The organism is Streptomyces albospinus, from assembly GCF_014648695.1.
Taxonomy (GTDB): Bacteria; Actinomycetota; Actinomycetes; order Streptomycetales; family Streptomycetaceae; genus Streptomyces; species Streptomyces albospinus.
Window position 1 is genome coordinate 15,969 of the sequence record NZ_BMRP01000043.1, and the last position, 19,342, is coordinate 35,310.

17 protein-coding genes and 1 pseudogene are annotated in these 19,342 nt (G+C 73.5%); 4 read left to right on the plus strand and 14 right to left on the minus strand.

Translation table 11 applies throughout. The annotated features are described in order from the left end of the window. A partial coding sequence (locus IEZ17_RS34120; protein ID WP_229852904.1) for a hypothetical protein occupies nt 1-406 on the plus strand: 406 nt, incomplete at its 5' end. Between the two features lie 165 nt (nt 407-571). Here IEZ17_RS34120 and ligD read toward each other — a convergent pair. After that, the gene (gene ligD / locus IEZ17_RS34125) at nt 572-1,585 is read right to left on the minus strand and encodes a non-homologous end-joining DNA ligase (RefSeq protein WP_189307055.1); all 1,014 of its coding nucleotides are present in this window, start codon (nt 1,583-1,585) and stop codon (nt 572-574) included. Between the two features lie 103 nt (nt 1,586-1,688). On the opposite strand from ligD, the gene IEZ17_RS34130 reads away from it, so the two are divergent. Beyond that, on the plus strand, nt 1,689-2,750 hold the full coding sequence (locus IEZ17_RS34130) for an ATP-dependent DNA ligase (RefSeq protein ID WP_189307057.1): 1,062 nt from the start codon (nt 1,689-1,691) through the stop codon (nt 2,748-2,750). A gap of 18 nt (nt 2,751-2,768) precedes the next feature. Here IEZ17_RS34130 and IEZ17_RS34135 read toward each other — a convergent pair whose 3' ends face one another. From IEZ17_RS34135 to IEZ17_RS34150, 4 genes are all read right to left on the minus strand, one after another. After that, nucleotides 2,769-3,755: an MASE1 domain-containing protein gene (locus IEZ17_RS34135; RefSeq protein ID WP_189307117.1), complete on the minus strand. Its 987-nt coding sequence runs from the start codon at nt 3,753-3,755 to the stop codon at nt 2,769-2,771. 63 nt (nt 3,756-3,818) lie between these two features. Next, a complete protein-coding gene (locus tag IEZ17_RS34140; RefSeq protein WP_189307059.1) occupies nt 3,819-4,658 on the minus strand; it encodes a PP2C family protein-serine/threonine phosphatase in 840 nt (279 codons plus the stop codon). A 58-nt stretch (nt 4,659-4,716) separates the two neighbouring features. Beyond that, a complete protein-coding gene (locus IEZ17_RS34145; RefSeq protein WP_229852912.1) occupies nt 4,717-6,279 on the minus strand; it encodes an APC family permease in 1,563 nt (520 codons plus the stop codon). A gap of 175 nt (nt 6,280-6,454) precedes the next feature. Next, nucleotides 6,455-7,195, minus strand: a complete 741-nt coding sequence (locus tag IEZ17_RS34150; protein WP_189307061.1) for an ArsR/SmtB family transcription factor — start codon at nt 7,193-7,195, stop codon at nt 6,455-6,457. A 254-nt stretch (nt 7,196-7,449) separates the two neighbouring features. On the opposite strand from IEZ17_RS34150, the pseudogene IEZ17_RS45020 reads away from it, so the two are divergent. After that, a pseudogene (locus tag IEZ17_RS45020) lies at nt 7,450-8,574 on the plus strand (MFS transporter); the annotation flags it as partial. Nucleotides 8,575-8,780: 206 nt separating this feature from the next. Here IEZ17_RS45020 and IEZ17_RS45025 read toward each other — a convergent pair. Next, entirely contained in the window at nt 8,781-9,002 is a 222-nt protein-coding gene (locus IEZ17_RS45025) for an acyl-CoA carboxylase subunit epsilon (protein WP_189307063.1), read from the minus strand. Between the two features lie 206 nt (nt 9,003-9,208). On the opposite strand from IEZ17_RS45025, the gene IEZ17_RS34165 reads away from it, so the two are divergent. Beyond that, nucleotides 9,209-10,537, plus strand: a complete 1,329-nt coding sequence (locus IEZ17_RS34165; protein ID WP_189307065.1) for a Dyp-type peroxidase — start codon at nt 9,209-9,211, stop codon at nt 10,535-10,537. Nucleotides 10,538-10,611: 74 nt separating this feature from the next. Here the strand turns inward: IEZ17_RS34165 and IEZ17_RS34170 are convergent, their stop codons facing one another. From IEZ17_RS34170 to IEZ17_RS34205, 8 genes are all read right to left on the minus strand, one after another. Further along, on the minus strand, nt 10,612-11,787 hold the full coding sequence (locus IEZ17_RS34170; RefSeq protein ID WP_189307067.1) for a lipase family protein: 1,176 nt from the start codon (nt 11,785-11,787) through the stop codon (nt 10,612-10,614). 84 nt (nt 11,788-11,871) lie between these two features. Further along, nucleotides 11,872-12,945: an AraC family transcriptional regulator gene (locus tag IEZ17_RS34175; RefSeq protein ID WP_189307069.1), complete on the minus strand. Its 1,074-nt coding sequence runs from the start codon at nt 12,943-12,945 to the stop codon at nt 11,872-11,874. A gap of 58 nt (nt 12,946-13,003) precedes the next feature. Further along, complete coding sequence (gene hypE / locus IEZ17_RS34180) at nt 13,004-14,092, minus strand: hydrogenase expression/formation protein HypE (protein WP_189307071.1); 1,089 nt, start codon at nt 14,090-14,092, stop codon at nt 13,004-13,006. Next, nucleotides 14,085-15,209: a hydrogenase formation protein HypD gene (gene hypD, locus IEZ17_RS34185; RefSeq protein ID WP_189307073.1), complete on the minus strand. Its 1,125-nt coding sequence runs from the start codon at nt 15,207-15,209 to the stop codon at nt 14,085-14,087. The genes hypE and hypD overlap by 8 nt, the downstream gene beginning before the upstream one ends. After that, the gene (locus IEZ17_RS34190) at nt 15,206-15,493 is read right to left on the minus strand and encodes a HypC/HybG/HupF family hydrogenase formation chaperone (RefSeq protein ID WP_189307075.1); all 288 of its coding nucleotides are present in this window, start codon (nt 15,491-15,493) and stop codon (nt 15,206-15,208) included. The genes hypD and IEZ17_RS34190 overlap by 4 nt, the downstream gene beginning before the upstream one ends. Nucleotides 15,494-15,536: 43 nt before the next feature. Beyond that, complete coding sequence (gene hypF / locus IEZ17_RS34195; RefSeq protein ID WP_189307077.1) at nt 15,537-18,041, minus strand: carbamoyltransferase HypF; 2,505 nt, start codon at nt 18,039-18,041, stop codon at nt 15,537-15,539. Continuing rightward, nucleotides 18,038-18,823 carry a hydrogenase nickel incorporation protein HypB gene (gene hypB / locus IEZ17_RS34200; protein WP_189307079.1) on the minus strand — a complete coding sequence of 262 codons (786 nt, stop codon included), beginning with the start codon at nt 18,821-18,823 and terminating at the stop codon, nt 18,038-18,040. Before hypB ends, hypF begins: the two co-directional genes overlap by 4 nt. Before the next feature lie 4 nt (nt 18,824-18,827). Then, nucleotides 18,828-19,208 carry a hydrogenase maturation nickel metallochaperone HypA/HybF gene (locus IEZ17_RS34205; RefSeq protein WP_189307081.1) on the minus strand — a complete coding sequence of 127 codons (381 nt, stop codon included), beginning with the start codon at nt 19,206-19,208 and terminating at the stop codon, nt 18,828-18,830. Between the last annotated feature and the right edge of the window lie 134 nt (nt 19,209-19,342).

Sequence of the window (19,342 nt, forward strand, 5' to 3'; positions counted from 1 at the left end):
CCCGCCTGGCTTCTGCCGATCAGAACCAACCGAACAGGCTGTGCAGGAGCCAGCCGAGGATGCCGAAGTGGCGGTGCTCCTCGCACCCCTCACGGTGCTCCCGGCCATGGTGGCCCTTATGGCCGTGCCGGCCCTCGCGACCCTCGCGACCCTCGCGACCCTCGTTGCCGAAACGGCCGAAACCGAAGAAGTCGCAGTCTTCGTCGTGCCGACGGTGGCGGAAATGACGGCCGTGGTGCCCGCGGCCGTGATCGCCGCTCACCGCCACGGTCTGTCCCTGAGGGGCAGCCTGCGCCATCCCTGCGGTGGGGACGAGAGTGGCGGCGGCGAGCGCCGCGGCGGCGACGGAACGCCCTATGAACTTACGCATGCGTTTCTCCTGATTGGCAGGAAATCGGACAAGTGATGCGTACCGCGCGGCTTCGCCTTCCTCGCAGGCACGGCGGCCGTCCACTCCAACGGCCCCCGGAATTGCTCCGGTCGCGCCAGCGTCCGGCGCGTACCTCGGAGGCACCCGGACACCGTCCGGCACGCCACCACCGGCGACGGCACACGGCCGCCCTTCAGACGTTCACTGCTTACGGGCGCGGCTCGGCTGGACCCTGGCCGGTTCGCCGGGCATCTTCGGGTGGTCGGGCGGGTACGGCAGATCGCCGAGCCCTTCGTCGGCGGCGTGCCGGTCGGCCAGCTCCAGGAGGGATTCCAGGCCGTAGGCGTGCTCCGTCATGTCCGCGTGCACATCGCCGAGTTCGGCGAAGCGGGGCGGGACGGTGCGCAGGTCGAAGTCCTCGGGCGCGGCATCGGGCAGTTCGTCCCAGCGCAGCGGGGTGGAGACGGTCGCCCGGGGGCGGGCGCGCAGCGAGTAGGGCGAGGCGATGGTGCGGTCGCGGGCCATCTGGTTGTAGTCCACGAAGACCTTCTCACCGCGCTCCTCCTTCCACCAGGCGGAGGTGGCCAGTTGGGGCAGCCGCCGCTCCAGCGCCCGCGCCACGGCGATCGCCGCCCGTCTGACCTCGGTGAACGTCCACTCGGGGCGGATCGGTACGTAGACGTGCACCCCGCGTCCGCCGGAGGTCTTCGGCCAGCCGCACAGCCCGTGGGCGGTCAGCAGCTCACGCAGCTCGTGGGCGACCTTGACCGCGTCGGCGAATCCGGTGCCGGGCTGCGGGTCGAGGTCGATGCGCAGTTCGTCGGGGTGCTCGGTGTCGCCGCGGCGGACCGGCCAGGGGTGGAAGGTCAGACAGCCCAGGTTGGCGGCCCACAGGACGGCGGCCGGTTCGGTGGGGCACATCTCGTCGGCGAACCGCCCGCTGGGGAAGGTGATCCGGGCGGTGGGCAGCCACTCCGGCAGCCCCTTGGGCGCCCGCTTCTGGTAGAAGAACTCGCCCGTGACCCCGTCGGGGAACCGCTGCATGGTGGTGGGCCGGTCGCGCAGACCGCGCAGCACCCCGTCCGCGACCGCCAGGTAGTACTGGACCACATCCCACTTCGTGAAGCCGCGCTCCGGGTAATAGATCTTGTCGGGGTTCGACACCCGCACGGTGCGCCCCGCGACGTCCAGCTCCACAGCTCGGGCTCCGGCCATGCCTCCACGCTAGGTTCCGTACGGGGCTCCCGCGCGCCGGGCGGCGGGGCGCCCGGTGGTCCCCGGCAGGCGTACGCGGCGGTCTGCCCTCAGGATCGGGAGCATGGACCTGCCCGTGATGCCCCCGGTCTCCCCCATGCTCGCGAAGTCGGTGGCGGAGATCCCCGCCGGTATGCAGTACGAGGCGAAATGGGACGGGTTCCGGGTCGTCGTCTTCCGGGACGGCGACGAGGTGGAGATCGCCAGCCGGACGACGAAGTCGCTCAGCCGCTACTTCCCCGAGGTGATCCAGGCCGTACGCGACGAACTGCCGCCGCGCTGCGTGCTCGACGGCGAGATCGTCATCGCCCATGACGGCCGGCTGCACTTCGAGGAGTTGCTGGAGCGCATCCATCCGGCGGCCTCCCGGGTCCGTACGCTCGCCGCGCGCACGCCCGCCTCACTCGTCGCCTTCGACCTGCTGGCGCTCGGCTCCGACTCGCTGCTGGACGCGCCGCAGACGGCCCGCCGGGAGGCCCTGGTCGAGGCGCTGCGGCCGGCCCGGCCGCCGGTGCACACCGCGCCGGCGACCACCGACCGGGAGCTGGCGGCCCGGTGGTTCGCGCAGTTCGAGGGGGCGGGGCTGGACGGGGTGGTCGCCAAGCCGCTGGATCTGCCGTACCGGCCGGGCGACCGCGCGATGTTCAAGATCAAGCACGCCCGGACCACGGACTGCGTCGTGGCCGGCTACCGGCTGCACAAGAGCGGGCCGGTGGTCGGCTCGCTGCTGCTGGGGCTGCACGACGATTCCGGGCACCTCCAGCACGTCGGGGTGTGCGCCTCGTTCCCCATGGCGGAGCGGCGTCGGCTCGTCGAGGAGCTGGCGCCGCTGCGGATGGACGACGTGTCCGGCCACCCCTGGGGCACCTGGGCCGACGAGGCGGCGCACGCGTCCCGGCGGATGCCCGGCGGGCCGAGCCGGTGGAGCGGCGGCAAGGACCTGTCGTGGGTGCCGCTGCGCCCGGAGCTGGTGTGCGAGGTGGCCTACGACCACATGGAGGGCAGCCGGTTCCGGCACACCGCCCAGTTCCGGCACTGGCGCCCCGACCGCACGCCGGAGAGCTGCACCTACGCGCAGCTGGAGGAGCCGGTGGGCTACGACCTGGGAGAGCTGCTGGGCGGCTGAGCCGCGCCGGTCACCCGGTCACCCCGGCTCGCCGCCGGGTGGCCACCGGCGTCTGCTCTCCCCCGGCGCGAGCCGGTCGACGACCTCGGCCAGTTCCGTGCACGCCTGCTCGACCTTCCGCCGGATGGTGCTCTGCTCGGTGACGATCGCCGACAGCAGCAGCGCGGTGAGCGCGGCGGACGTGTTCAGGGCCTGGAGGTTGACCATCGACTCCAGGAGGCTGTGCCCGGTGAACGGTCCGCGGCGGCCGGTCGCCGCGTTGATCGCGAAGACCGACATCACCAGTACGCAGGGCGCCGCGCCCACCAGCTGGAACCGCAGTGCCGCCCACACGATCACCGGGAAGACCAGGAAGAGCAGCGACAACGAGCTGCGGGTCGTCAGCAGCGACACCACGACCGCACAGGCCAGCAGCGCCGCCGCCTCGGCCCAGCGGTAGAGGGGGACGTTCCGGGGCGGCCGGACGTTGCGGAAGGCGAGCAGCAGCGGTGCGACGACCAGGACACCCATCGCGTCGCCCACCCACCAGGCCGACCAGGTGCGCCAGAAGTCGCCGGTGGGCAGGGCCCCGGTGAGCACCTGGGTGCCGCTGCCCAGCGTCGCGCTGATCACCATCGCGGCGAAGGCGCCGAGGGACACCAGGGCGACGCCGTCGCGCAGCCGGTCCAGTTCGGTGCGGAAGCCGACCCGCCGCAGCATCAGGCAGGCGCAGACCGGGGCGAGGGTGTTGCCGGCCACCACGCCGAAGCCGGCGATGTCCAGCCTGGTGAGCGTGGAGATGACCAGGAGAGTGCCGAGGGCGATGCCCGGCCACATCCACAGGCCCAGCAGGAGCAGGCAGCTCAGCGCGATGCCGGTGGGCGGCCACAGGGGCGTGACCACCGCACCCGCGACCACGACCTGCTCCAGCAGGCCGACCTTCGCGGACGCCCAGTAGACGCCGGCGAGTACGAGGTTCGCCAGGGCTGCCGCTGCCGGCCGACGGAGTTCCCCGGTGCGTACCACGTCTGCCATCAGACAATGCCGGTAGCCGGGCGCCGTCCGCGACACGCGCGCCCGGCGCGTGCTTCACCCGGCCCCGGCTGCGGCTGCGGCTGCCTCGAAGCGCAGCACGATCACCGCGGCGTCGTCGGTGTGCCCGGTCAGCTCGGCGACGCACATCACCGCGTCGGCGACGTCCGCCGGATGGTCCCCGGCCCTGGCGCTGACCAGCCGGGTCACCTGCGCCAGTCCGGCCTCGATGGGGAACGCGGGCCCCTCGACGACCCCGTCGGTGAGCAGCACGAACGCACCCTCCTCGGTCAGCCGCCGCCGGGTGACCGGGTACCGCTCCCCCGGCAGGATGCCCAGCGGGATGCCACCGGGGTCGTCGGTCACGCCGTACCGGTCGTCGACGGTGGCCCAGATCGCGGGGACGTGCCCGGCGCGGGCGCTGGTCAGTTCCCAGCGGAACGGGTCGAAGCGGACGAAGGTGCAGGTCGCGAAGAGTTCGCAGTCGACGGAGAGCAGCAGGTCGTTGGCCCGGCTGAGCACCTCGCCGGGGTCGGCGGCATGCGCGGCGACGGCGCGCAGCCCGATCCGGATCTGGCCCATGAAGGCCGCGGCCTCGACATCGTGGCCCTGCACATCGCCCACCGAGAACGCCAGCGAGCCGTCCGGCAGCCGGAAGCCGTCGTACCAGTCGCCCCCGATGGCCAGACCGTGCCGGGCGGGGGCGTAGGTGGCGGCGGTGCGCAGCCCGGGAAGCTCGGGCAGGGCGCCCGGCAGCATCTCGCGCTGGAGCGCCTCGGCGAGCTCGACCCGGGCCTGCTGGAGTTCCGCGCCTTCCCGCGCCTGGGCGGTCAGCCGCCCGAGCGTGGTCAGCAGATCGTCGGCGCTCGCCGACCGCGGGGGCCGACGCCGAAGCATGGCTTCATCATATTTCGGGGGTCCGGCATCCGCTTCACGGCCCGGGGCGCCGCGCCGGTTACCCGGCAGCCGCCGGCCGGGACGCCGTGAGCTGGCCGACGCCCGACCGTACGGCCCAGAAGAAGACGGCCACCGCGACGGCGGCCACGGTGACCGAGTCGTACGGGGCGGGCAGTCGTCCGGAGCCCTTGAAGGTGCCGAGCCAGGAGAGCAGCGTCAGGGCGAGCAGATAGACCACCAGCCAGGCGCCGGTGCGCAGTTCGGCGCTCAGCGGCCGGCGCGGCCCGGCGCCGTCGCTCTCCGCGGCCCGTGCGCCGGGGCGCCGCATCAGCAGGAACACCAGCAGTCCGGCGAGCACCAGCGGCAGCGCCAGCCGCAGATCGTGCCAGCCCGACCAGTAGACGAACTCGCTCGCCACCACGAAGCTGACCGGCGCGATCCAGCGCAGGCCCGGCACCCACCCGGCGGTGCCGCCGCCCGGCGCGGCGCGGAAGACCGCGACGGCGACGGCGGAGGCGGCGTAGATCAGCAGGTACATGTCGCCCATCACGCTCACGATGTCCTGCCAGCCGCCGAACGGCAGCAGGAACAGCACGATGACGACGAGGTTGACCGCCAGCGCCCGGCGCGGCACGCCGTAGCGCTCGTCGACCTTCATGAAGTAGCGGGGAATCGTGCCGTTCTTGGCGAGTGCGTAGGTGTGCCGGGCGTCCAGCGCCACTCCTACGTAGGCCGAACCGCCGGGCGAGAGCACGGCGTCGGCGTAGAGCAGGCTGGACAGCCAGTGCAGGTTGAGGATCAGGGCCAGCTGCCCGAAGGGCGAGTCGAAGGAGACGCCCTTCCAGCCGCCGCCGAGCAGGTTCTCGGGCACGGTGAACAGGAAGGCCAGTTGCAGCGCCAGGTACATCAGGACGGCCAGGCCGATACCGGCGAGGACGGCCCAGGGGATGGTGCGGCGGGGGTTGCGGGTCTCGCCGGAGAAGTCCAGCGGGGCCTGGAAGCCGTTGACCGAGTAGACGATGCCGCCGCCGGCCAGCGCGGTCAGGCAGGCGACATAGCCGTACGGGGCGAATCCGCCGTGGTCCGTGAGGCGCCCGGAGTGCCAGCCGGAGGCGATCAGGGCGAACACGGTGAGGACCGGGACTGCGATCTTGAACACCGAGACCAGGTTGTTCAGCCGGGCGAACATCCGCACCGCGAACCAGTTCAGCGCGGTCAGCAGCACGCTGAGGCCGGCGGCCAGACCCAGTCCGGAGGCGGTGAGGGTGTGGCCGTTGTAGAGGCCCGGCAGGTAGTGCGCGGCGTACTGCATGATCGCGCTGATCTCGGCGGCGGTACCGCCGACCGACAGCAGCACCGACCAGCCGACGAGGGTGCCGACCAGCCGGCCGCTGGCGTACAACGGCCAGCGGACGGTACCGCCGCCCTCCGGCCGGGACGCGCCCAGCTCGATCATCACCAGCGCGACCAGTCCGCACAGCAGGCCGGCCCCCACCCAGGACAGCAGGGCGGCGGGTCCGGCGGTCTGCGCGGCGTACATGGCGGCGAACAGCCAGCCGGAGCCGACGATGTTGGAGAAGCCGATCCCGGTCAGCCCCCAGAACCCCAGGTCCCGGTGCAGCCGGCGCTCCTGCGCCTGTACTTCCGGCGCGCCGTTCCCGCCGGATCCCTCCGACACTTGACGATCCGTCACGAAAACGGCCTCCTCGACTCACTGTTCCGGCTGGTCAGGACCCTACTCGACGTGTCCGCGACAGGGCGCGGCCGGAGACGGTGCGAAAGGGGCCGGCAACGGGCTAGCGGAGCCGGTCGGGCGGGACGCCGAAGGTCGCGGCGAGGCCGTCGCGCCCGGCGTCGGTCAGCCGGACGACCCGCCGGTACGTGCCGCGGCGCAGCCAGTCCAGGGCGAACATCCGGGCGGTGACCGCGGCGCCGAGGGCGCCGGCCAGGTGGTGGCGCTGCTCGGCCCAGTCCACGCAGTAGCGGACCGAGGCGCGGCGGCGCGGCAGACGGTCCATGTCGACGCCGAACGCGGTCAGTTCGCGGCGGCCGGGCGGGGTCAGGAGGTAGGCGGTGCACTCGGCGTCCGCGCCCGTCCGCTCCTCCCGGAGGACGCCGCCCGACAGCAGTGCTCCCATCAGGGCGACGCCGAGCCGGCCCGCCAGGTGGTCGTAGCAGAGCCGGGCGCGCAGCAGGGCCCGGGCGCGGGTGTCGGCGTTCAAGGAGCGCACCGGGAGGGGGCGGGCGATGAGGGCGAGCTGCTCCAGGGCGCGGGCGACGTCGGTGGTGGCGAGCCGGTAGTAGCGGTGCCGCCCGTCGAGTTCGACGGTCAGCAGCCGGGCGTCGCGGAGCTTGGCCAGATGGCCGCTGATGGTGGAGTTGCCGACCCCGGCCTCGGCGGCCAGCGCGCTGGCGGGCAGCGCACCGCCCCCGGCGAGGGCCAACAGCACCTTGGCGCGGGACGGGTCACCGATCGCCGCCGCCACCTGTGCGATGTCGGCCTCGGTGGCCCGCTCGGTCTCGGTCCGGGCATCCATGGTCCGACCGTACGCCGAAGACGATTCGGCAGATGGCGAAACGACCTCGCGCGGTGGTGCACCGGGCTCGGCGGGCGTCCGGCCCGGCGCCTCGCCCAGAGGCGCACCCCGAGGGGGAGAACGTTTCGCCGGGGACCGTAACGATCCGGCAGGACACTGACCGCATGCCGACGCTCTCCCCCTCCCTCCGCACCCGTCCGGCCACCCGCCGGATCTCGCCGCTGCCCCTGGTGGCCGTCTGCCTGGGCTACTTCATGGTCATCCTGGACGTCACCGTCGTCACCGTGGCGCTTCCGGAACTCGGCGGCGCGCTGCACGCCGGGGTGACCGGGCTCCAGTGGACGGTGGACGGCTACACCCTGGTCTTCGCCGGGCTGCTGCTCTTCTGCGGCGGACTCGGGGACCGGCTCGGCGCCCGGACGGTGTTCCTGGCCGGGCTGGCGGTGTTCACACTCGCCTCGGCGGGGTGCGCCCTCGCACCCACCGTCGCCGTACTGGTCGTGGCCCGGCTGGCGCAGGGAGTCGGTGCCGCGCTGCTGGTGCCCGCCTCCCTCGCGCTGCTGCGGGCGGCCTGTCCCGACCCGGCGTCGCGCGCCCGCGCGTTCGGCATCTGGGGCATGGTCGCCGGTCTCGGCGCCGGGGCCGGGCCGGTGCTCGGCGGGGTGCTGGTCACCGCGCTCGGCTGGCGCTCGGTGTTCTTCGTCAACCTGCCCGTGGGCCTCGCCGCGCTGCTGCTGACGCTGCGGTACGTGCCCCGCTCCCCCGCCGCCGCGGCCCGGACCGGTCTGGACATCCCGGCGCAGACCGCCGCGGCGGTGAGCGTGGCGGCACTGGCCACCGGCTGCATCGAGGCCGGCGCCGTGGGCCGGACCCACCCCGCCGTACTCGGCGCGTTCGCCGTCACCCTCCTCGGGTCGGCCGCCTTCCTGTTCCTGGAGCGACGCTCGACCGCGCCCATGCTGCCGCTCGCCCTCTTCCGCGACCGGGCGTTCTCCGCCTCCGCCGCCATCGGCGTGCTGCTCAACACCGGTTTCTACGGGCTGCTGTTCCTCGCCCCGCTGTACTTCCAGCAGATCCACCACTACAGCGCACTGCGCACCGGCTTCGCGCTGCTGCCGGCCGTCGGGCCGGTGGCCGCCGGCTCCGCACTGGGCGGGCGCCTGACGGCCCGGACGGGGCCGCGGCCCCCCATGGTGGCGGGCCTGGCCGTCGGCGCGGCGGGCCTGGCCGGCTGGCTGTGCGCGTCCCCCGATACGCCGTACCTCGCCCTGGTGGCCCCGATGGCCGCCGCCGGATTCGGTACCGCGCTGACCATGCCGGCGTCCACGGCGGCCGTGATGGAGGCCGCGCCCGGCGAGCGGAGCGGTGCCGCCGCCGCGGTCTTCAACGCCGCCCGTCAACTGGGCAGCGTCCTCGGCGTCGCCGTCTTCGGGACACTGACCGCCGCCGGACTCGTCCCGGGGCTGCACACCGGGTGCTCATCGGCGCGGCCGGCTTCCTGGCCGCGGCCGGGCTGGCGGCGCGGTACGTCCCGGGGACCGCCGGTATGCGCGCGAACTTCCGGTAGCCGGTGGCCCGGACCCGGTCAGCCGCAGGTCCAGCACCCCGCCCAGCACGCCGACTGGGCACGCTGGTTGCGCAGCTGGAGCTCGGTGAGCCCGTCGTCGGGGAGGTCGTTCGGCACCGACCGGGCGCAGGCGAGCTGGGCGCACAGGATGACGGTGAGCGCGGCGAGTTCCTCGGGCTCGGCGTGGCCCCGAACGATACGGAACCGGAACTCTGACGGGACATCGGTCGGGCGGGTCACACGGCCGACGCTAGGAGCGGACGCGTGCGGTGTCGCGCGGGAACGGGCGTGGCGTGCGCCGTTCGGGCGGCCGGATGGCTCCCCACGCGTGATTCCTGCGGTCCCGGCCGTGTTGGTCGCGGGGCGCGCGCAGCGGGCGGCGAGGATCGCGCCCAGGTATGGGCACGTACACCGGCAGCGGATGACGAAGTGGAGACGGCGGGACGATGAGATGTGAGCGGGCCGGGGAAGAGCGGGGCCCGGCGCAGGACGACGGGCGCCGGGACTTTCTCAGGTGTGCGGCGGGGTTCGCAGGGGTGGCGGCCTCGGCAGGGCTGGCCGGCGGGGCCGCCGCGGCGCCGGCGGGCCGGTCGGCCCAGGCCGTGGCGCAGTCCGCGCACGGCGCCACGGACGACCGCCGGCGGCTGCCACCGGACCGGGTACCGTTCCACGACCGCTACCAGGCCGGGATCGTGACACCGCAGCAGTTGTTCGCCGGGTTCGTCGCCTACGACGTCCTGGTCCAGGACCGGGCGGATCTCACCAAGCTGTTCCAGAAGCTCACCGAACGGTGCCGGGTGATGGCGGCCGGGGTGAAGCCGGAGGACGAGCGGGTGCCGTCGGAGCGGCCCACGCCGGACTCGCTGTCCCTCACCTTCGGTGTGGGGGCATCGCTGTTCGACGACCGGTTCGGGCTCGCCGGGCACAAGCCGCGGCATCTGAAGGCGATGCCGGCGTTCCCCGACGACCGGCTGGACCCGGCGCACTGTCACGGCGACCTGTCGCTCCAGATCTGCGCGGAGCACCCGGACGCCGTGGCGCACGTGCTGCGCGACCTGGCCCGCGAGACCGACGGAATGCTGCGGCCACGCTGGCGGATGGACGCGTTCCTCAACCCGTCGCGGCCGTCGGGTTCACCGCGGAACTTCCTCGGCTTCAAGGACGGGATCGTCAATCCGGACCTCGGCTCGGCCACGGAGCTGGACGACCTGATCTGGGTGACGCCGCCGTGCGGTGAGCCGGAATGGGCCGACGGCGGCAGCTATCAGGCACTGCGGCTGATCCGCTTCCACACGGAGTCCTGGGACCGGCTGCCGGTGTCCCGCCAGGAGAGGATCTTCGGGCGGCACAAGGCGAGCGGCGCACCCCTGGACGGCCGGTACGAGAGGGAAGCGCCGGACTACGACGCGGACCCGGACGGCAGGAAGATCCCGTTCGACTCGCATATCCGGCTGGCCAATCCGCGCACCCGCCGGTCCGACAAGTCCCGTTTCCTGCGGCGGAGTTACAACTACGACCAGGGGTTCGACGAGCACGGCCTGCTGAACCTGGGGCTGGTCTTCTGCGGCTACCAGCAGAATCTGGAGCGGCAGTTCGGCGCCGTGCAGCGGCGGCTGCGGCACGAGCCGCTGGCCCGGTTCATCAACCCGTACGGCGGCGGCTACTTCTTCGTGCTGCCCGGCGTACGGGACAGGGACGACTGGTTCGGGTCCCGGTTGATGGAGGACACCCGTGCCCCGCAACGGCTGCGGCGGCCGGCGGCGCACACCCGGTGAAGGCGCCCCGGTGCACCTCGGTTCGCGAGGTGCCCCGGGGCACGTGCCGTGCGGGGTGGGTGCGGCGGTGCCGGTCAGCCGCAGTTGCCGGCCGCCGGTTTGTCCGCGAAGCGGTCGGCGAGCCAGTTGGCGGCCGGTACGGAGCCCACGATCGCGCCGGCCACATGCTCGCCCAGGGGAATCGAACTCCACTGCACATCAGCGCCCTTGGCGCACCAGTCGGCCCGCAGCTGCTTGCCCACGGCGTACGGGATCAGTTCGTCGGCGGTCCCGTGGTAGAGGTACACGGGCGCGTCCGGCCGGCGCGTGCCGAGGGCGGATTCCCGTAGCCGCGCCTGCCAGTCCGGTTCGTACAGCGGGTTCCTGACGGTCACGTCGGAGATCTTCTTGAAGAGGCCGGCGGCGACGTCGGCGGCGACGCAGTTGGTGCGCAGGAAGTCGACGAGGTGCCGGCCCTCGGCGTTGAGGTAGCTGTCCAGGTGGAGTTCCGGGAAGGCGGCGTTCTGGCCGATGGCGGCCATCAGGATCAGTCCGGCGCCGATGGTGCCGTTGTCGGCGTCCGCGACCTTGAGCAGATCGGCCGGTACGCCGCCGGTCGCGGTGCCCTTGACCTTGAGCTCGGGCGCGTAGGAGCGGTGCAGTTCGGCCGCCCAGCTGCTGGCCTGGCCGCCCTGGGAGTAGCCCATGATGCCGACCGGGGAGTCCTCGGTGACCCCGGCGGCACCGGCCCCGGGGAGCCGTTCGGCGGCGCGGGCCGCGTCCAGGACGGCCTGGCCCTCGGCGCGGCCCACGGTGTAGGTGTGGTCGCCGGGGGTGCCGAGCCCTTCGTAGTCGGTGACCGCGACCGCCCAGCCGCGCCGGGTGAGCTGCTGGATGAGGTTGGCCTCCATCGTGGTGCCCTTGGGGAAGCCGGCCGAGGGGGCGCAGGAGTCGGCGAGTCCGACGGTGCCGACGGCGTAGGTGATGAGCGGGCGCGGGCCCTTCCTGCCGTCGTAGGGGACGATGACGGTGCCGGAGACGGTGTTGGGGGCGCCCTTGGCGGTGGTGGAGCGGTAGGTGAGGTGCCAGGCGCGGGTGCGGGTCGGTTGACCTGGCAGCGGGTGGAACGAGGTGGGGGCGGCGGTCACGATGTCGCCGGGGCGGCCGTCCGCGGGCGCGGGCTGCTGTGCCGTCGCGGCGCCCGCGCCGGGGAGGCCGAGCAGCAGGGCAAGGGCGGTGGCGGTGATCGGTAGTCCGGAGCGAAGGTGCATACGGCTCTCCCAACTGACCTGAGTGCTGGGGTGGTTGGGCCGACCGTAGTGACTCGCGGGTAAGGAGGGAGCTGACCGGAACGCTCAGCTTTGCTGACCGTGCGTCGCAGGCGGCGGGCCTCCGCCGGGATCCGCACCGTCGCCGTGCAGTCGGTAGGCGCCCGGTGTGGTGCCCGTCCAGCGGCGGAAGGCGCGGTGGAAGGCGGTGTCCTCGGAGAAGCCGATACGCGCCGCCAGTTCGGCGATCGGCTCCCGCCCGGCGGCCAGTGAGGTGATCGCCGCGTCCCGGCGGACCGCGTCCTTGATCCGCCGGTACGACGTGCCCTCGGCCTGGAGCCGGCGCCGCAGGGTCGCCGGGCTGAGGGCGAGCCGCGCCGCCACCTCCGCGGCCTCCGGGAGCCGCGCGGGCGCCTCGGTCCGCAGCGCCCGTGCGAGGGTGCGCCGCACCTGCTCGGCCACGGTGGTGCCGTATTCCCGCCGGCCCAGCAGATCCGCCGGCGCCCGCCGCAGCATCGCGGTCAGCGCGGCCTCGTCACGCACCACGGGCGCGGCCAGCCAGCGCGCGTCCCAGCCGGCCGCGGTGCGCTCGGCGCCGAAGCGGACCGGGCATCCGAAGAGCAGGCCGTACTCGCCGGCATGGGCGGGCGCCGGATACGCGAACCGGGCCCAGCGCAACGGGATGCGGCGCCCGATCAGCCAGCTGGAGAGCCGGTGGAAGATGATCAGTACGCACTCGGCGAGGAAGTCGGCGTCGTCGTACGGGCGCAGATCGCTGCGTACGGAGAAGACCGCGGTGCCGGAGGCGGCGCCGCCGTCGACGGACATCACCGGACCGCCGGGGAACAGCGCGTAGAAGCGCGCGGCCCGCTCCAGGGCCGACCCCAGGTCCGGGCAGCCCAGGCAGGCGTGGCACATCATCGCGAAGGTGCCGCGGCGGCTGCGGACCGGGCCCAGGCCGAGGAACTCGTCGTCGGTGGCGAGGTGCAGGGCCCGGATCAGACGGGCGAACTGCTCCCCGGTGACCCGCGCCCGGTCGTCGCCGAGCAGCAGCGGCGGGATCCGCGCGCTCTGGAGCAGCGGCACGGTGTCGATGCCGAGCCGCCGCGCCCCGCCCAGCGCGGCCCGCACATGGTGCATCGCGATCGTCGAGCGCCCCATGGCCCGACACCGTAGCCGCCGTGGGCGACGAGGTCAGCGGGTGAGTCCCCGGCCCCGGTCAGCAGATCCGCGGCAGCTGCTCCCCCAGCGGCAGGTCGACCACGCGCGTACCGCCCAGCAGGGTGCGGGCCACCACCATCCCGGGGTGCGCCGCGACCGCCTCGCCGATCACCGCGGCCCCGGCGCCCAGGGGGTGCGCGCGCATCGCGTCCAGGACGGCGTCGGCGTGCTCGCGGGGCACGAAGGCCACCAGCTTGCCCTCGTTGGCGACGTACATCGGGTCGAGGCCGAGGATGGCGCAGGCGTTGGCGACGGCGGGCGGGACGGGGATGGCGCGCTCGTTGATGACGACGCCGGTGGCGGAGGCGGTGGCGATCTCGTTGAGCGCGGCGGCCAGTCCACCGCGGGTGGGATCTCGCAGCACGTGCAGATCGGGGGTGACGGCGAGCATCGCCTGGACGAGGCCGCCGAGCGCGGCGCAGTCGCTCTCGATCTCCACGCCGAACTCCAGGCCCTCGCGGACGCTCATGATGGCCACGCCGTGGACGCCGATGTCGCCGCTGACGATCACCACGTCGCCGGGGACCACCCGCTGCGGACGCAGATCGACGCCCGGCGGGATCAGCCCGATGCCCGCGGTGTTCAGGTAGACCCCGTCGCCGTGGCCGGCCTCGACGACCTTGGTGTCACCGGCCGCCACCTCCACTCCGGCGGCCCGCGCGGCGGCGCCCATGGCGTCGGCGACCCCGGCGACCACCGGCATCTCGACGCCCTCCTCCAGGATGAACCCGCAGGAGAGGTAGGCGGCCCGGGCACCGCTCATCGCCAGGTCGTTGACGGTGCCGTTGACGGCCAGGTCGCCGATGCTGCCGCCGGGGAAGAACAGCGGCCGGACGACATAGGAGTCGGTGGAGAAGGCGAGCCGCAGACCGCCCAGGGAGAACACCGCGGAATCGCCGAGCTGGGCGAGGAGTTCACCCCCGAAGGCCGGAGCGAAGATCTGCTGGACGAGTTCGGCGGAGAGTGCGCCGCCCCCGCCGTGCCCCATGACGACGCGGGGGGTCTCGCGCAGCGGGGTCGGGCAGGTCCAGCCGGAGATGTCGACGGTGGGCAGGTGGCGGGGGCTCTGGGAGGTGGTGTCAGACAACGGGGCTCGCCTCCAGCGGGGTGGCCGTGACGCCGAGTCGGCGGTAGAGGTAGTAGGCCGCGCAGGCCCCCTCGCTGGAGACCATGGTGGCGCCGAGCGGGGTGCGCGGGGTGCAGGTGGTGCCGAACGACGGGCACTCGTTCGGCTTGATCAGCCCTTGCAGGACTTCGCCGCTGCGGCAGGCTGCGGGCTCGCGGGTGGTGATGCCGTCGACGGAGAAGCGGTGTTCGGCGTCGTAGTCGCGGTAGCGCTCGGACAGCCGCCAGCCGCTGGCGGGGATGGTGCCGATGCCGCGCCAGGCCCGGTCGGTGACCTCGAAGACATCCGCCAGCATGGCCTGCGCCGCCGGGTTGCCCTCCGGCCGGACGGCCCGCGGATAGGCGTTGTCGACGGTGTGTTCGCCGCGCTCCAGCTGGCGGACGGTGCGCCGGATGCCCTCCAGGATGTCGAGCGGTTCGAACCCGGTGACGACGATGGGCACCTTGAAGCGCTCGGCCAGCTCGGGGTACTCCCCCATGCCCATCACGCTGCACACGTGTCCGGCGGCCAGGAACGCCTGGACGCGGCAGCTCGGCGAGGTCATGATCGCCTCGATGGCGGGCGGCACGCGGACATGGGAGACCAGCAGACTGAAGTTGGGGATGCCCAGCTTGCGGGCCTGATATACCGTCATGGCGTTGGGCGGGGCGGTGGTTTCGAAGCCGATGCCGAAGAACACCACCTCGCGGTGCGGGTTCTGCTGGGCGATCTTCAGCGCGTCGAGCGGGGAGTAGACGACCCGGACGTCGCCGCCCTCGCTGCGCACCTGGAACAGGTCGCGGTCGCTGCCCGGTACGCGCAGCATGTCGCCGAAGGAGCAGAAGATCACGTCCGGGCGGGCGGCGATCTCCAGCGCCTTGTCGATGACCTCCAGCGGCGTCACGCACACCGGACACCCCGGACCGTGGATCAACTCGACCTCATCGGGAAGGAGTTGGTCGATACCGTGCCGGATGATGGTGTGCGTCTGACCGCCGCACACCTCCATCAGGGCCCACGGCCGGGTGACCGTGGCGCGGATCTCGTCGAACAGTCGCCGGGCCAGCTCCGGGTTCTGGAATTCGTCGATGTACTTCACTGCCCCGCCTCCTGGCCCGCTTCCGCCGCCGCTTCCCACGGGTCGCCGAACTCCTCCTGGAGCAGGCCGAGTTCCTCGAAGAGCGCCAGGGTCCTCCGGGCCGACTCCTCGTCCAGCCGCTGGAGCGCGAAGCCCACGTGGACGATCGCGTACTCACCCACCGCCAGATCCGGTACGTACTCCAGGCACACCTCCTTGACCACCCCGCCGAAGTCGACGGTGGCCATCCGGGTGCCGTCCCGTTCCTCGATCTCCATCACCTTGCCGGGCACCGCCAGGCACATGGGTCCTCCTCGTCATGCGGGTACACAAGCGGGTACATATGGGTCACGAGCCGCGCTTCCGGGCCGCGACGAGCAGTTGCCCGAGCGCCAACCCGCCGTCGTTCGGCGGTACTTGGCGGTGCCGCAGCGCGGTGAAGCCGTCCTGCCGCAGCAGCCCGGCGGCGGTCTCGGCCAGCAGGGTGTTGGCGAACACCCCGCCGGTCAGCGCGACGGTCCCCAGTCCGGTGCGCTCCCGGGCCACGGCACAGCAGCGCCGGACGAGTCCGGCGACCGCGGTATGGAAGCGGGCCGCGATCACCGCCCGGCCGGTGCCGGCGCGGACGTCCGCCACGACGGCGGTGAGGACCGGTGCCGGGTCGGCGACGAGATCGGCGCCGCCGGTCCCGGCCCCGGCGCGCAGCGCGAAGGTGTAGCCGGGCCCCCGGTCCTCGCCGGCGGCCAGCGCGGCGGCCTCCAGCGCGATGGCGGCCTGGGCCTCGTATCCGGCGTGGTGGCAGATCCCGGCCAGCGAGGAGACCGCGTCGAAGAGGCGGCCCATGCTGGAGGTGGGCACGCAGTTCAGGTCGCGCTCCAGCTGGCGTGCCAGCAGCCGCCGTTCGTCCGGCGGGCAGGCACCCACCGGGGGCAGCTGGTCGTCCCAGGGAATCTTGGCGGCGTGCAGATGGGCCAGTGCCATCCGGTAGGGGCGGCGTACGGAGGTGTCGCCGCCGGGCAGCGGGACATAGCCGAGCTGGCCGAAGCGGCGGTATCCGGCATAGTCGGCGAGCAGCACCTCACCGCCCCAGATCGCGCCGTCGTCGCCGTAGCCGGTGCCGTCGAAGGCGACGCCGATCACCGGGCGGCGGCCGTCCAGACCGTGTTCGGCCATGGCGGCGGCGATATGCGCATGGTGGTGCTGGACCCGGACCAGCGGCCGGCCGCCGGTGTGGCGGCGGGCCCACTGGCCGGTGCGGTAGCCGGGGTGGCGGTCGGTGGCGAGCAGCCGCGGGCGCACCCCGGTGATCGTCTCCAGGTGCGCCCCGGCTCGCTCGAACGCCGACTGGGTCGCGAGGTCGTCCATGTCGCCGATGTGCGCGGACAGCCAGGCGCGCCGCCCCTCGCCCAGGCAGAGCACGTTCTTGAGGTCGCCGCCGGTCGCCAGCGCGGGCCGTACGGGAACGGGGAGGGCGATCGGATACGGCGCACAGCCGCGCGAGCGCCGGACGTACAGCGGCTCCCCGTCGCTGATCCGGACCACCGAGTCATCGCACGGGACCTGGATCGCCCGGTCGTGGCCGAGCCAGGCGTCCGCCAGGTGCGCCAGCCGCTCCAGCGCCTCGGCGTCGTCCGTGACGATCGGTTCGCCCGCGACGTTCCCGCTCGTCATCACCAGCAGCCGGGGCCCCGGGGGGTCGCCCGGCAGCCCGAACAGCAGGTGGTGCAGCGGCGTGTACGGCAGCATCACCCCCAGATCGGGACTGCCCGGCGCGACGGCGTCCGCCGGCACCGGCGCACCGGGTGCCGCCCGGTCCCGCCGCCGCAGCAGCACGATGGGCCGAACGGGCCCGGTGAGCAACGCCCGTTCGGCCTCGCCGACCACCACCATCCCTTCCACGTCCGTGATGTGACGCGCCATCAGGGCAAACGGCTTGTCGCCGCGGGCCTTGCGCCGCCGCAGCAGCGCGACGGCGGCGGCGTCACCGGCATCGCACACCAGGTGATAGCCGCCGAGCCCCTTGACCGCCACGATCGCGCCCTCGGCGAGCAGCCGCCGGGTGGCGGCGACCGGATCCCCCGGCACCGGGCACGGGGTACCGGCGGGATCGTCCGGGTCGGCGGCCAGCAGCCGGAGCCGGGGTCCGCAGTCGTGGCAGGCGATCGGCTGGGCGTGGAACCGCCGGTCGGCCGGATCGGCGTACTCGCCCGCGCAGCGCGGGCACAGGGGGAAGCGGCCCATGGTCGTCTGCGCGCGGTCGTAGGGCAGGGCGCGGACGATGGTGAAGCGCGGCCCGCAGTGCGTACAGGTGAGGAAGGGGTGCCGGTGGCGGCGGTCGGCCGGATCGGTCAGCTCGGCCAGGCAGGCGTCGCAGGTGGCGGCGTCCGGGGCGACCAGGGTGCGGGCGGGGCCGTGGCTGTGGGACGGGAGGATGCTGAAGCCGGTGTCCCCGGTGGCGGCGATGTCCTCGCCCTCCACGGCCTCCACGACGGCCAGCGGCGGCGCCTCGCCGCGGATCCGCTCGCCGAAGCGGAGCAGCGCGCCGGCCGCGCCCTCGACCTCGGCGACCACGCCCTCGCCGGTGTTGGTGACATGGCCGGTCAGCCCCAGTTCGGTGGCCAGAGCATGGACGAACGGACGGAACCCGACGCCCTGGACGATGCCGCGGACGACGATCCGGCGGCGGGCGGCGGGCGGCGCGGTGGCCTCAACAGGGCGCGCGGTGCAGGCCCCTCCGGCGAGGGGGCCCTCCCCGACGCACGGAAATCCTCCCCGCTCGATCGGGGTCGAAAGCTCGGAGGAGGGTTCGAGCGTTCGGGGAGCGGTGACTGCACCGGGCTGCCCTGTGGTCATGAGCGGCTCGACCCCACCGCTCCGGAGTCGGCGACGCGGTCGGCCGTGCCGCGGTCGTGCGGATGGCGGTGCCCGACGTCGTGCACATGGTGCGACTGCCGGGTCATGACCGGGATGTGGACCGGCCCGCCGTCCCGTGCCGCCAACGCCCGGTCGAGCAGCACCCCGTCGCCCTCGCCGCCGCGCACCGAGGTGAGCACGACCTCGACGCCGGGGTTGACCCGCTCCACGTTGGCGCGGAACGCCGCCTCGTCGAAGCCGACCGCCCGGGCGATATCGGTCTTGGTGACCACCACCAGGTGGGCCAGCCCGAAGGCCGTGGGGTACTTCAGCGGCTTGTCCTCGCCCTCGGTCACCGACGCCAGCACGATGCGCAGCGTCTCCCCCAGGTCGTAGGAGGCGGGGCAGACCAGGTTGCCGACGTTCTCGACGAACAGCAGCCGGGTGTCCGAGGGCAGCCAGCCGTCCAGGTGCCCGCCGAGCATCTCGGCTTCGAGGTGGCACAGCCCGTCGGTGAGCACCTGTTTGACGGGCACTCCGGAGCGGGCCAGCCGGACGGCGTCGTTCTCGGTGGCCAGGTCGGCGGTGAGTGCGGCGACCGGCACTCCGCGGCTGCGGGCCAGCGTGAGCTCCCGCTCCAGGAGGGCGGTCTTGCCGCTGCCGGGGCTGGAGAGCAGGTTGACGACCGCGGTGCCGCGGGCCGCCAGGTCCTCGCGCAGGGTGTGGGCGCAGGCGTCGTTCTTGGCGAGCACGGCCTGCTGGAGGTCGATGACACGGCACATGGGATCAGCGCTCCTCGTGCGTCGGTGTGGGTACCTGGGCGTCGTGCCAGCTGACGCCGGCGATCCGCAGTTCACGGCCCGACAGCAGCTCCACGGACGCTCCGCCGCACCCGGGGCAGCTCAGTCGCGGCGGCATGCCCACCGGCCAGCTCTCCGCGCACGGGATGCAGCGGGCGCGCGCCACGACCGCTTCGGTGATGAGTTCCGCACCCGCCAACACCGTTCCCTCGCAAGCGAGTTGGAAGGAGAAGGCAAGTGCGTCGGGGACCACTCCGGCGAGTTCGCCGATCTCCAGCCGGACGCTGCTGACCCCCGTCGCCCCGTCGGGCCGGGCAGCGCTCTCGACCTGGTCCACGACCGCCAGCGCGATGGACATCTCGTGCATCGGTCCGTCTCTCTCTGGTGTGACGACCGGTTGCCGCTGGCTTCATTAGACGGCGCCGCCCCGGGGCCTTTGGGGTGCCTCGCCGGGGCGGCGCGGTGGCGTACACCGTTCGGTGCAGCGGCCCGCGCCGCCAG